At 72.2% G+C, this 11632-nt stretch carries 15 protein-coding genes; 11 read left to right on the top strand and 4 right to left on the bottom strand.

The genetic code is table 11. The features are described from left to right. Nucleotides 1-11: 11 nt before the first annotated feature. Nucleotides 12-848 carry an alpha/beta fold hydrolase gene (locus M4960_RS03210; RefSeq protein WP_248703435.1) on the bottom strand — a complete coding sequence of 279 codons (837 nt, stop codon included), beginning with the start codon at nucleotides 846-848 and terminating at the stop codon, nucleotides 12-14. Between the two features lie 207 nt (nucleotides 849-1055). On the opposite strand from M4960_RS03210, the gene M4960_RS03205 reads away from it, so the two are divergent. Then, nucleotides 1056-1370: a hypothetical protein gene (locus M4960_RS03205; protein ID WP_248703434.1), complete on the top strand. Its 315-nt coding sequence runs from the start codon at nucleotides 1056-1058 to the stop codon at nucleotides 1368-1370. A 50-nt stretch (nucleotides 1371-1420) separates the two neighbouring features. On the opposite strand, the gene M4960_RS03200 is transcribed toward M4960_RS03205, so the two are convergent. Beyond that, nucleotides 1421-1753 carry a hypothetical protein gene (locus tag M4960_RS03200; protein WP_123292610.1) on the bottom strand — a complete coding sequence of 111 codons (333 nt, stop codon included), beginning with the start codon at nucleotides 1751-1753 and terminating at the stop codon, nucleotides 1421-1423. 104 nt (nucleotides 1754-1857) lie between these two features. Between M4960_RS03200 and M4960_RS03195 the strand changes: the two genes are divergently transcribed. After that, nucleotides 1858-2793, top strand: coding sequence for an AraC family transcriptional regulator (locus M4960_RS03195; RefSeq protein ID WP_243650021.1), 936 nt, complete (start codon nucleotides 1858-1860; stop codon nucleotides 2791-2793). A gap of 128 nt (nucleotides 2794-2921) precedes the next feature. Here M4960_RS03195 and M4960_RS03190 read toward each other — a convergent pair whose 3' ends face one another. Both M4960_RS03190 and M4960_RS03185 read right to left on the bottom strand, forming a co-directional pair. After that, nucleotides 2922-3584: a GAP family protein gene (locus tag M4960_RS03190; RefSeq protein ID WP_159573006.1), complete on the bottom strand. Its 663-nt coding sequence runs from the start codon at nucleotides 3582-3584 to the stop codon at nucleotides 2922-2924. Nucleotides 3585-3601: 17 nt separating this feature from the next. Further along, complete coding sequence (locus M4960_RS03185) at nucleotides 3602-3856, bottom strand: DUF6458 family protein (protein ID WP_123340453.1); 255 nt, start codon at nucleotides 3854-3856, stop codon at nucleotides 3602-3604. 179 nt (nucleotides 3857-4035) lie between these two features. Here M4960_RS03185 and M4960_RS03180 point away from each other — a divergent pair, with 179 nt between their 5' ends. From M4960_RS03180 to M4960_RS03140, 9 genes are all read left to right on the top strand, one after another. Continuing rightward, the gene (locus M4960_RS03180) at nucleotides 4036-4464 is read left to right on the top strand and encodes a DUF6325 family protein (RefSeq protein WP_131878859.1); all 429 of its coding nucleotides are present in this window, start codon (nucleotides 4036-4038) and stop codon (nucleotides 4462-4464) included. Between the two features lie 8 nt (nucleotides 4465-4472). Beyond that, entirely contained in the window at nucleotides 4473-4760 is a 288-nt protein-coding gene (locus tag M4960_RS03175) for an SHOCT domain-containing protein (protein ID WP_248703433.1), read from the top strand. A 56-nt stretch (nucleotides 4761-4816) separates the two neighbouring features. Then, nucleotides 4817-5317, top strand: coding sequence for a hypothetical protein (locus tag M4960_RS03170; RefSeq protein WP_248703432.1), 501 nt, complete (start codon nucleotides 4817-4819; stop codon nucleotides 5315-5317). 29 nt (nucleotides 5318-5346) lie between these two features. After that, on the top strand, nucleotides 5347-5841 hold the full coding sequence (locus tag M4960_RS03165; RefSeq protein WP_248703431.1) for a DUF1269 domain-containing protein: 495 nt from the start codon (nucleotides 5347-5349) through the stop codon (nucleotides 5839-5841). Between the two features lie 80 nt (nucleotides 5842-5921). Next, nucleotides 5922-6641 carry a GAP family protein gene (locus tag M4960_RS03160; protein WP_248703430.1) on the top strand — a complete coding sequence of 240 codons (720 nt, stop codon included), beginning with the start codon at nucleotides 5922-5924 and terminating at the stop codon, nucleotides 6639-6641. 31 nt (nucleotides 6642-6672) lie between these two features. After that, nucleotides 6673-8031, top strand: coding sequence for a hypothetical protein (locus M4960_RS03155; RefSeq protein ID WP_248703429.1), 1359 nt, complete (start codon nucleotides 6673-6675; stop codon nucleotides 8029-8031). 51 nt (nucleotides 8032-8082) lie between these two features. Beyond that, the gene (locus M4960_RS03150) at nucleotides 8083-9294 is read left to right on the top strand and encodes an AI-2E family transporter (RefSeq protein ID WP_248703428.1); all 1212 of its coding nucleotides are present in this window, start codon (nucleotides 8083-8085) and stop codon (nucleotides 9292-9294) included. Then, the gene (locus M4960_RS03145) at nucleotides 9291-9968 is read left to right on the top strand and encodes a GAP family protein (protein WP_248703427.1); all 678 of its coding nucleotides are present in this window, start codon (nucleotides 9291-9293) and stop codon (nucleotides 9966-9968) included. The genes M4960_RS03150 and M4960_RS03145 overlap by 4 nt, the downstream gene beginning before the upstream one ends. Next, entirely contained in the window at nucleotides 9968-11605 is a 1638-nt protein-coding gene (locus M4960_RS03140; RefSeq protein WP_248703426.1) for a SulP family inorganic anion transporter, read from the top strand. The genes M4960_RS03145 and M4960_RS03140 overlap by 1 nt, the downstream gene beginning before the upstream one ends. Nucleotides 11606-11632: the final 27 nt, after the last annotated feature.

Here is an 11632-nt window from a genome sequence, read left to right as displayed (position 1 = left end):
AGCGTTCCGCGCTACTTCGCGAGGAACGCCAGCACCACGCGGTTCCACTCGTCCGGGTGGCTGACGTTGACGCCGTGCGGGCCGCCGGCCACGACGTGCAGCTCGGAGCCGGCGATCGCGGCGTGCGTGCGGGCACCCGAGCCGTCGAACGGCACGGTCGCGTCGCCGTCACCGTGGATGACGAGCGTCGGCACGGTGACCTTCGGCAGGTCGTCACGGAAGTCGGTGTTCGCGAAGGACGCCATCGCCTCGAGCGCGGCGGTCTTCGACGCCTGCTTCGCGAGCGTGAGTGCCTGCTGCCGGTCCTCCTCGGAGACGACCAGGGTGCCGTGCACCGAGAAGAAGTCGGTCGTGAACTGGTCGTAGAACGCGTCCTCGTCCTTCGTCAGGCCCGCGGTCATCTCGGCCGCCTGCTCCTTCGGCAGCGGGCCGTCCGGGTTGTCCGAAGTCTGCAGCAGGTACGGCGGCACGGCCGAGGCGAAGACGACGCTGTGCAGCCGCTCGGTGCCGTACTTCGAGAAGTAGCGGGCGACCTCGCCGCCGCCCATCGAGAAGCCGACGAGGGTGACGTCTCGCAGGTCGAGCTCGGTGAGGATCGTGTGCAGGTCCTCGGTGAGGTGGTCGTAGTCGTAGCCGGTCTTCGGCTTGTCGCTGCGACCGAAGCCGCGACGGTCGTAGGTGACGACGCGGTGTCCGGCGTCGACGAACGCCGGGACCTGCTTGCTCCAGGACTCGCCGGACAGCGGCCAGCCGTGGATCAGGACGACGGTGCGGCCGGAGCCGCCGGTGTCGTCGACGTGCAGGTTCGTGTCCTTGAAGAGCCCGTGGTGGGCGGTGATCTCGGTCAAGAGTCGCTTCCTTCCCGCGCCGCACGGGAGGCGGCGCGCACCTCGTTGCTACCAGCGGGATCCCGAGCGACAGCGCGGAGTGGACAGACCCCTCGGCGTCGGCGTCGGCCTCGGTGTCTGTGACGCGCGCGGGGACCACGGCCTACTGTCCAGCAGGATCAGGGAACCGTCACCGCGGCGGATGCCCCTCGTCACGAGGGAGCACCGATGAAGTACGTCAACTACGCGGGGACCGTCCGGGTCCTGACCGGCAACACGGTCGCCGACGCGGTGATCCGGTACGCGGCCGCCCTGCACCAGAGCCGGTTGAGCGACGTCGTGTCGGTCCCGACGACCGACGAGTTCGGCGCGGCCAGCACGGTGGAGCTGCTCCTCGCACCAGCGGTGGCAGTCGCCCTGGAGCCGGCGCCGGACGACGACCTGGAACCCGAGAGTGGGGCGTTCCTGGCCGAGCTGAGCCGACGCACCGAGGCGGTCCTGGCGGTCGACGCCAGCAGGTTCCCGACCGACCTCGGGCGGTGAGCGCGGTGCGCGCGGTGCGCGCGGTGCGTGTCGCTCCGACCGCGCGGCGGTCAGGCGACCGGTCCGTCGCCCGTCAGGTCCGAGCGGGTGTCGGCGTGGATCGTCTCAGGGTGGTCGAACGTCCGCGCTGCAGCACGCAGGCGTTCCACGAACTCACCGTTCTCGACCTCGAGCTCGTCCTCGTCCGCGTCGGCGACGACGATCTCGCTCGACGGGCCGATGAGGATCTTCGTGGTCGTCATCGTGCCGTCCTCCGCCACCGTCGGGACCGCGATCGCGTCGGCGCGACTGCCGCCGGCGAGCGCCGCGGCGTACTCGATCACGGCGTCGGCGACGTCGTCGCTCGTCAGGAACGTGGAGCGGTCGTACTGGATGTACTTCATGTCGCATCAGTCAAACGCGCGGATGCTGGTCGTCGTCCAGGAAACCCGGCGCGTCGTGCGTTGCGCGGATGCCGACATGTCGCGAGGATCATCACGTGCCCGAGATGATGCACCGCACGCAGCGGGAGATCAGGACAGACGAGCCGTCGGTCGCGGCCGAGGCACTGTCGGTGACCCACGTGACCCACGGACTCACCGTGGAGGCGACCGGAGAGGGCTTCGTCTTCGAGGAGCGCGTGCGGGGCACCGCCCTGCTCTCCCTCGAGTCGACGCGGTGCACGGGTGCCCTGAGCGGCGCGGTCGAGCCCGGGCGGGCGATGATGATCGTCTGGGTGAAGGCCGGTTCGGCGCAGGTCGACGACAACCCGGTGCAGATCGGCCGCCCCGTGCTCTACCGACAGGACCCGCAGCGGTTCCGGTGGGTGGACTTCCAGCACGACGTGCTGCGCATCGACCGGTCGATCGTCGAGCAGGTCGCCGCCGAGCGCGGTGACTGGGCGCCGGGTCCGCTGGAGTTCCGTCCCCGACACGTGCCAGAGGGTGCGCCGCTCGCCGCCTGGTGGCTCATGGTCCGGTCGGTCGCGCAGGAGGTCCTGCAGGGTCCGACGGACGTGCCGCTCGAGCGGGAGCGCGAGCTCGCCCGGTTCGCGGCCGGCGGCTTGCTGACCGCGATCCCGCACTGGCCGGTGGGGCAGCACGAGCCGGTGATGGCGTCGACCGCGCGCTTCGCCCGTGCCGAGACGTTCCTGCTCGACCACGCGACCGAGCAGATCACCGTCAACGACGTCGCCGAGGCCGCGGGTCTGAGCGTCCGCGGCGTGCAGGCGGCGTTCCAGCGGCACCACGGCATCACGCCGACGATGTACCTGCGTCGGATCCGGCTCCTGCTCGCTCGGGAACAGCTCGAGGCCGGCGACGACCGCAGCGTCGCCGAGATCGCCCGGGCGACGGGGTTCGCGCACCTGGGCCGGTTCGCGGGGAGCTACCGGCAGGAGTTCGGGGAGCTGCCGCGGCAGACGGCGCTGGCGGCGCGGGAGTAGCGGTCCGTCGTTCCGTCAGCCGCCGGGCGGCGGTCGGTCGTCGGCGGTCGGCGGTCGGTCGTTGTCGACGGTCGGCGGTCGGTGGTCGGTCGTTGTCGACCGCTCCGCGCCGGCTCATCCGTCGGGCGTCAGAGCCGTCCGAGGCCGTCGCCGACCAGGACCGCGCCGACGAGCACGAGGACGACGACGGTCACGGCGCGCGAGTTGTGCCGCAGCCAGGTGCGGAACCGCTCCAGGTCCGCGCGGGCCGGCTCCCCACCGACCAGCGCGAAGACGATCGGCCCCGTCACCGTGGCCGTCATCAGCAGGGTGCTCGCCCCGACGAGGACGGTCGACGGCACCGCCGGCAGCTCAGCCGGGGCGAGCACGATGCCGACGCCGGACGCCAGCAGCAGGGCCTTCGGACGCAGCGCGAGCACGGCGCCCACGGCGAGCGCGACGGCGGGTCGGACGGTGCCGACCGCCGCCGTCAGGAGTGCGCTCGTCCGGCTCGGTCCCGCTGCGGCGGGGCGCCGGAACACGACCCCCGCGGCGACGACCGAGACGACCCCGAGCAGGCACTCGCCCAGGCCGAGGCCCGGTGACGCCGTCGCCGGCAGGTCCACGACGAGGACACGGCCGAGCAGCGCCGTCGCGGCGACCGTGACGACGAAGACCCCGGTCACCGAGCCGACGGCGAACAGGACGGCCGGACCGAGGCCGCGACCGCCGAGCAGCAGGGTGAGCACCGCGGCGATGGGGACGGAGCTCAGCGCACCGGCGATGGCGAGGGGCAGCAGCTGGCCGATCACGGCGAGCACGGTGCCGGTCAGACCCCTCGGTCGTCCTCGTCGACCCGGCGGACGACACGCTGTCCGGTCACGGGGTCGATCTCGGTGACGACGCTCGTCGTGGCACGGCGCGGGCGGAGCCGGAGGACGATCCCCAGCACGAGGACCAGGAAGCCGGCGACCATCAGGATGTAGCCGATGAGCTGGATGTCGATGCCGACGACCGTGAAGTCGAACGCGAACGCCATGATCGCGCCGACGACGAGCAGGAAGATCCCACCGCCGATGCTCACGGTGTCACCGCGGGTCGTGCTGTCACGGGGTTCATGGACGCAACGATCAACGGCCGGTGCCGGCGGTGCATCACCCGCCCCGGGTGATCTGCGGAGGCGTGCCAGATCACCCGCTCAGGGTGGTGCCCGACCGGTTCCGCCGCGGCTACACCTGGTGCCATGACCACAGGGGAGGCACCGTGACCACCTTCACGTACGGCCCGGCCGAGGTGTTCGTCGTCTCGTTCCGAGGCGAGCTGCCCGACGACGCCGTGCTCGGCGCGCTCGTCGACCTGACGGACGCCGAGACGGTCCGGGTCCTCGACCTGCTGCTCATCAGCCGGGCCGAGGACGGCACCGTCAACGTCCGCGAGGTCGACGACGTGACCAGGACCGGCACGTCCGGCTCGGTCGCCCTCGAAGCCCGCGGCCTGGCCGCCAACGACGACGTCGACCAGGTCGCGGACACGCTCGCGCCCGGGACCTCGGCCGCGATCGTCGTGATCGAGCAGCTCTGGGCCAAGGACCTGGCGGAGCGGTTCGCCGACAGCGGGGGCCAGCTGCTCTGGAGCGCACGCGTCCCCGCACCGGAACTCAACGACCTCGCCGCTTCGGCGCACATCGGGTAGGAGACACCATGCCGTTCCGACGATTCGGCCGACCCGGCCTGCTCGGGCTCGCTGCACGGACCGCGGTCGTGGCCGGGACCGCGTCGGCGGTCGGCGGTGCGGTGCGCGGGCACGAGGAGCGTGCGGCGGAGGACCGCGCCGCAGAGGAGCGGATGACAGCGGAACGCTCCGTGGCGGACGTCCCCGCTGCTCCCGACCTGCTGAGCGAGCTCGAGCGACTCGGCCGGCTCCGGCAGCAGGGCCTCCTGTCCGACGACGAGTTCGCCGCCGCCAAGCAGCGCCTCATCAGCGGGTGACGGACACCGACCATCTGCAGCACGACCGTTCGACAACCACGAGGAAAGGGAACCCCATGGCCACCACGACCACCGCCACCGACTCGACCGTCGGTGTCTTCGCCACGAGTGACGAGGCCCTCGGCGCCGCCAAAGCGCTCAAGGACGCCGGGTACGGCGACGACGTCGTCTCGATCGTCGGCAAGGGCGTCAAGGACGACAAGAAGGTGCACGGTTGGATCCCGGTCGGCAACGAGGCCGGCACGTTCGGCGGGTGGGGCGCCCTGTGGGGCGCGCTGACCGGTTGGCTGCTGCTCGGGTTCGTCTGGCTCCCGGGCATCGGGTGGGTCGCTGCCGCCGGGTGGCTGGCCAGCACGCTCGTCGGAGTCGGCATCGGTGCGGGTCTCGGCGCACTCATCGGCCTGGCCGTCCCCGAGGACGAGATCCCGCAGTACGAGGACGACCTGAAGGCCGACCGGTACCTCGTGATCGTGCACGGTGACGGCGCCACCGTCGACGCCGCCCACCGCATCCTCGACGGCGCCGGCCCCGTCCGGGTCAACCGTTACTCCGAGTGACCACCACCACCAACGGAAGGAAAACGATCATGGCAGACCTCATCGTGATCTCGTTCGACGACGACGCCAGTGCCGTCGCCGCCTACGAGGAAGTCCAGCAGCTGCAGAGCGACCTCATCGTCGAGCTGTCCGGCCTCGCGCTCGTCCGCGTCGACGACAAGGGCAAGACGCACGTCGAGACCCCCGGTCCGGCGGGCAACGTCGGGGCCGGTGCCGCCGGAGGTGCCCTGTTCGGCACCCTCCTCGGCCTCCTGTTCTTCGTACCGTTCTTCGGACTGGTGATCGGCGGTGCGCTCGGCGCGCTGTTCGCCGGGCTCGACAAGACCGGGCTGAACGCCGAGTTCCGCGACCGGGTGAAGAGCGCCGTCGCGGACGGTCGTTCCGCGGTCGTCATCTACGCCACGAAGATCACCGAGGACAAGTTCGGTGCAGCGCTCTCCCGCTTCGGCGGGACCATCGTGCAGACCTCGTTGTCGGCGGACGACGAACACGAGCTCGCGCACGACATGACCGGCGCGCGCTGAGCGTGCGCCCCCGGTGACGCGCCGCCGACACCTGACGTCGGCGGCGCGTCGCCACCCACCACAGCGGAAGGACCGGGCTCATGGGTGCGCTCATCGTCGGCCTCATCGCGCCGGCGCTCGGGATCCTGCTCAGCCCGCTGGCCATCATGGCCCTGGTGGCCGAGCTGCTCTCGCGGCGGTACCGCGCCAACGGCCTCGCGTTCTTCGTCGGCTGGCTGCTCGCCACCGTGGTCGTCGTGGGGGTCTCCGTCGCGGTGTTCACCGCGATCGACTTCCACCCTCGGACCGACACCCCGCTCTGGACGGCCGTGGTCCGGCTGGTCATCGCACTCGGGCTGCTCGCCGCCGCGGTCTGGGTGTTCCGACGGGGCGGCCGTGACCTGCGGCAGATGTCCGAGGCGTCGACGCCCGAGCAGGTCGCGGCAGCCGCACCACAGCTGCCCGGCTGGCTGCAGAAGGTCAGCGAGTTCACGCCGGCGCGTTCCCTCGCGCTCGGGTTCGGCATCTTCGCCGTGAACCCCGTCGACGCCTCGTGCGCGATCATCGCCGGCCTCGACCTCGCCGGCGCCCCGGTGACCGCCGGGCAGGGCGCCGCCGTGGCGATCGCCTTCGTGGTCGTCGGGGTCGCACCGATCGCGGTCCCGGTGTTCTTCGTGCTCGCGCGTGGGGACGCTGCGGCACCGCTCCTCGAGCGCCTGCGCACCTGGATCGCCGGCCACACCAACGTGCTGAACGCGGCGCTCATCCTGGTCATCGGTGTGCTGCAGCTGCAGAAGGCCGTCTCCGCCCTGATCTCCTGACGTTCGCCGCTCCCGGGAAGGACCGCAGCCCATGACCACCACCGAGGACGAACTCGCCGCACTCCGCGCCGAGAACGAGCGCCTGCGCATCCGGCTCGCCGGGCAGGACTCCGACGACATGACGGTCCACCGCCGCGGGTGGGGCTGGGCGATCCCGTCCGCCGCACTGATCGTCGTCGGGGCGCTGCTCGTACCGGTGGTGGTGATCACCACCTGGGCACAGCGCGAGGTCACCTCGACCGAGGCCTTCGTGGCGACGTTCGCGCCGCTCGCCCGCGACCGGGCGGTCCAGACGCTGGTCGCGGACCGCACGGTCGGCGCGATCGAGGACCAACTGGACGTCGCCGGGCTGACGGGAGCGCTCTTCGACGGCATCCGCGGGCTGGACCTGCCACCCCGGGCCAAGACCGCGCTCTCGGCGCTCGAGGCACCGGCGACCGCCGGCATCCAGGACCTGGTCTCCGGCACCGTGGACCGGTTCGTGGCGTCCGATCAGTTCGCCGACCTGTGGAAGCAACTGCTCCGCACCGGGCACACCCAGATGGTGGCGTCGCTCAGCGGCGACCGACGGGCAGCGGTCGCGATCGGGGCGGACGGGTCGATCGGCATCCAGCTCGGGCCGGTGGTCGCCGAGGTCAAGGAGCGGCTCGTCGACCGGGGGCTCACCTTCGCCGAACGGATCCCCGCGGTCGACCGGACCATCGTCATCGCGACGTCCGACGCGGCGGTCCGGGCGCAGACCGGGTACACCCTGCTGCAGGTGTCCGCCGTGTGGCTGCCGTGGCTCCTGGTCGCCTGCATCGCCGTCGGCGTCGTCATGGCCAGACGTCGGGCCCGGGCGCTCACCCTCGCCGCGGTCGGCGTCGCCCTCGCCATGCTCGCCACGCTCGCCGGGATCGGGATCGGACGGGTGTTCGCGGTGCGGGCGCTGGCGCCGGACCTCATGCCACGCAACGCAGCTCGAGCCGTCTACGACACCGTGGTCGCCTTCGCCGCGCACGCCGCCGTGGCCGGCGCGGTCCTCGCGGCGTGCGTGGCCCTCGTCGCGTGGTTCGCCGGCTCGTCCGACACAGCCCGACGTCTGCGGAGCCTCGCCGTCCGCGGTGCCGGGGCGCTCCGCCGCCGCGGCGACGCCCTCGGCATCGGCACCGGGCGGGTCGGGGCGCAGCTGTACCGGGGCAGGGTCGTCATCCGCACCCTCGTCGCGCTCGGTGCGGCCACCGTCATCGTGCTCGGCCGCCCGCTCGAACCGGCGCTCGTCGTGTGGACCCTGGTCGGCGCGCTCGTCCTCGTCGCCGTGCTCGAGGTCCTCCAGCGTCCGGACGGGGCTCGCGGCGACGCCGGGGTCTCACCCGGAACTGACGATCCCGTCGGTTCGGCAGCGCACTAGCGTCCGAGCACGGCATCCGGGGACCGGGGCCGCGAGGGAGACGAGGCCCCGATGTCACTCTGGAAGCGCCGATCGCACCGACCGCGCCGACCCGCCGATCCGGCGACGCCGAGCCACGCCGGGCCCGACGCCGGTCCCGACGCCGCGCCGGCAGCCACGGTCGGGTCGGGTCGCGGGCTGCGCATCATGCTCGGTCTCGCCGCAGCGGTCGTCATCGCCGTCGGCTGCTCCCGGTTCGCCGGCATCATCGCTCCCACGGCGCTCGCCCTCGTCGTCACCATCTGCGTCCAGCCGGCCCGGGTGTTCCTCGAACGACTCGGCCTCGCCCGGAGCCTCGCCTCGGCGGTCGTCATCGTGGTGATCCTGGTCCTGCTGGTGGGGTTCTCGCTGGCGCTCGTGGTCTCGGTCGCCCAGTTCGCCACGCTGTTCCCGCAGTACGCCGACCAGATGCACGCGGTGGAGGACCAACTCGGGCAGTGGTTGACGTCGCTCGGCGTCGGGCAGCAGGAGGTGCAGAGACTGCTGGCGGGACTCAGCCCCGGCACCGTCATCGGCGCGGTGTCGGACCTGGTCGGCAGCGTCTTCGGCCTCGGCGTCGGCCTGGTCGTCGTCCTCGCGCTGATCGTCTTCATGACCCTCGACGCCGGGTGGGGGCGACTCATCGCCGACCGGCTCCGGCCGGTCCGTCCCCAGCTCGTCGAAGCGCTCACCGGCTTCACCGTCAGTGTCCGCCGGTACATGGTCGTGACGGCCGTCCTCGGCGCCGCGGTCTCCGCGCTCGACGCCCTCGCGCTGGTCCTGCTCGGGGTCCCCGGTGCGGCGCTCTGGGGCCTGCTGGCCTTCATCACCGGCTTCATCCCGAACATCGGGTACTGGATCGGCATCATCCCGCCCGTCATCCTCGCCCTGCTCGCGAACGGCTGGCAGAACGCGATCGTCGTCATCGTCGTCTACGCCGTGATCAACGGGGTCATCCAGTCCGGCCTGCAGCCGCACATCGTCGGGTCGGCGGTGTCCCTCAACCAGACCATCGCGTTCCTGTCCGTCGTCTTCTGGTCGGCCGTGCTCGGGCCGATGGGCGCCGTCCTCGCCATCCCGCTGACCCTGCTGGTCCGCGCGGTCCTGGTCGACGCGAACCCGGACGCGCGGTGGATGCGCCCGGTGCTCGGCGACGTGACCGGCCTCGGGCCCCCAACTCGGCGGACGGACCGCCGCACACCGACCGCTCCCGGCGGCACCACGACGACGAAGGGCACCCCGTGAACACCGCTCCGCTCATCGGCGAGCTCCTGCCGCAGGCCGTGACCATCGCGATCAGCCCGATCCCGATCATCGCCGCGATCCTGATGCTGCTCGCGCCACGCGCCAGGTCGGTCGCGACGGCGTTCCTGGTCGGCTGGGTCGTCGGCATCGCGGTGGCCGTCGTGGCCGTCACCCTGTTGTCATACCTGATCCCGGCCGGTGACCCCGACGCGTCGCAACCCGTCGCCGGGGTCGTGAAGCTGGTGCTCGGCGTGCTGCTCGTGCTGCTCGCTGTCCGGCAGTGGCGCGCCCGGCCGGCCCCTGGCACCACCGCGACGCCCCCGAAGTGGATGTCCGCGATCGACTCGATGACACCGGTGCGCGCCGCCGGACTGGCCTTCCTGCTCGCCGCCGTCAACCCGAAGAACCTCATGATGGCCGTGGCGGCCGGCGTCACCGTCGGTACCAGCGGCGCGGACACCGGGTCGGTCGTCTGGGCGCTCGTCGTGTTCGTCGTCCTCGCCTCGCTGAGCATCGCCGTCCCCGTCGTCGGCTACCTGGTCGCCCGCACCCGGGTGCAGGGAGCGCTCGGGGCGCTGCGCGACTGGCTCACCGCCAACAACGCCACGATCATGGCGGTCCTGCTGCTCGTCATCGGTGTGACGACCATCGGCAAGGGCCTCGGTGCGTTCTGATGCGCATCCTGGCCGGGCTCGACCGTCACTCGTGGCGCACGGAGGCACTCTCCGGCGTGACCCTCGCGGCGATCGCCATCCCGCTGAACATCGGGTACGCGCAGATCGCCGGTCTGCCACCGACCGCCGGGCTGTACTCCCTGATCGTGCCGGCGGTGCTGTTCGCCCTGCTCGCGTCGAGCCGGCAGCTGGTGGCGTCACCGGACGCCGCAGCGGCCGCGCTCGTCGGATCCTCGCTCGCCGGGCTCGCGGCGACGGGCAGCGCGTCGTACGTCCAGCTCGCACTGGCGCAGGCACTCGTCGGCGCCGTCGTGTTCGCCCTGTGCGCCGTCCTGAAGCTGGGGTTCCTGGCGAACTTCCTGTCCGCGCCGATCCTGGTCGGGTTCGTCGGCGGGCTCGCGCTCGACATCCTGCTCAGCCAGGTGGCGAAGATGCTCGGGGTCAAGGTGAACAGCGGCGACGAGTTCCTGCCACGGTTCGGGGAACTCGTCACCGGGCTCGGACACCTCAACGTGTGGTCGGTGTGCCTGTCCGTCGGGTCCGTGGCCGTGCTGGTCATCGGCCGTCGGTTCCGAGCGATCCCGTGGGCACTCGTCGTGCTCGTCCTGACGACCGTCGTCCTGGTCGTGTTCCGGCTGGACGACGCCGGCGTGGCCGTGCTCGGCGAAGTGCCCGCCGGACCACCGACCCTGACGTGGCCGCAGATCTCGTGGCACCAGTGGGTCCAGGTCATCCCGAGCGCCGTCGCACTGACCCTCGTCGCGATGGCCGAGGGACTGCTCGTGGCCCGCCGGTACGCCGAGGCGCACGACTACACGGACCGGGCGAACCGCGACCTCTGGGCGTTCGGTGCGGCGAACCTCGGCTCCGGCCTCACCGGCGGGTTCACGGTCGGTTCGTCGGCCTCGCGGACGGCGGCCATGGACCAGAGCGGGTCCAGGACCCAGCTGCCGTCGCTGATCGCCGCGGTGCTCACCCTGCTCGTCGTCTGCTTCGGCACCGCGCTGCTGCAGGACATCCCCTCGCCGGCGATCGGCGCGATCGTCGCCGTCGCGGTCGTGCCGCTCCTGGGCCTCCGCGACTTCGCCCGGCTCTGGCGGCTCCGACGGTTCGAGTTCGCCGTCGCCGCCGTCTGCTTCCTCGGGGTGCTGCTGCTCGGCCCGATCATCGGCATCGCGATCGCCTTCGTCCTGTCGCTCGTCAACGTCATCCGGTCCGCCGCGAACCCGCCCGCCGACGTCCTGGTGCCGAGCGGCGACCCGGTCGACGTGTTCCGGGCCGCCCGAGACGGCAGCGTCTCGTCGGCACCCGGCGTCGTGGTCCTCCGGTTCTCCGGACCGCTCTTCTTCGGCAACGCCCAGCGCTTCGCATCGGCGGTCCGCTCCGTGCTCGCCCCCGACGACCAGGCCGTCCCGGTGCACGCCCTGGTGCTCGACTGCAGCGCGGTCACCGGGATCGACACGACCGCGGCGGACGTTGCGGGCGAGGCGCTCGACTGGGCCCGCGCCAACGGCGTCGAGGTCGGCTTCTCGCGGGCGCGGGCGGCGACGCGGGCCGACCTCGAGCACTTCGACCTGGTCGGGAGCAGTCGCTTCTTCCCGAGCAACCGGGCGGCCGTCGCCGAACTCGGCCGCTGAGGCCACCGAGGCCTCCGAGGCCGCGCG

Source organism: Curtobacterium sp. MWU13-2055, from assembly GCF_023242305.1.
Classification (GTDB): Bacteria; Actinomycetota; Actinomycetes; order Actinomycetales; family Microbacteriaceae; genus Curtobacterium.
The sequence above is the reverse complement of the archived record's forward strand: the minus strand, read 5'-3'. Positions and strand labels throughout refer to the sequence as shown.

Coding starts and splice junctions, on each gene's coding strand:
- M4960_RS03205 (WP_248703434.1), top strand. CDS start 1,056: ATGAAGTACGTCAACTACGCGGGGACCGTCCGGGTCCTGACCGGCAAC.
- M4960_RS03155 (WP_248703429.1), top strand. CDS start 6,673: ATGACCACCACCGAGGACGAACTCGCCGCACTCCGCGCCGAGAACGAG.
- M4960_RS03140 (WP_248703426.1), top strand. CDS start 9,968: ATGCGCATCCTGGCCGGGCTCGACCGTCACTCGTGGCGCACGGAGGCA.
- M4960_RS03200 (WP_123292610.1), bottom strand. CDS start 1,753: ATGAAGTACATCCAGTACGACCGCTCCACGTTCCTGACGAGCGACGAC.
- M4960_RS03170 (WP_248703432.1), top strand. CDS start 4,817: ATGGCCACCACGACCACCGCCACCGACTCGACCGTCGGTGTCTTCGCC.
- M4960_RS03195 (WP_243650021.1), top strand. CDS start 1,858: ATGATGCACCGCACGCAGCGGGAGATCAGGACAGACGAGCCGTCGGTC.
- M4960_RS03165 (WP_248703431.1), top strand. CDS start 5,347: ATGGCAGACCTCATCGTGATCTCGTTCGACGACGACGCCAGTGCCGTC.
- M4960_RS03160 (WP_248703430.1), top strand. CDS start 5,922: ATGGGTGCGCTCATCGTCGGCCTCATCGCGCCGGCGCTCGGGATCCTG.
- M4960_RS03150 (WP_248703428.1), top strand. CDS start 8,083: ATGTCACTCTGGAAGCGCCGATCGCACCGACCGCGCCGACCCGCCGAT.
- M4960_RS03175 (WP_248703433.1), top strand. CDS start 4,473: ATGCCGTTCCGACGATTCGGCCGACCCGGCCTGCTCGGGCTCGCTGCA.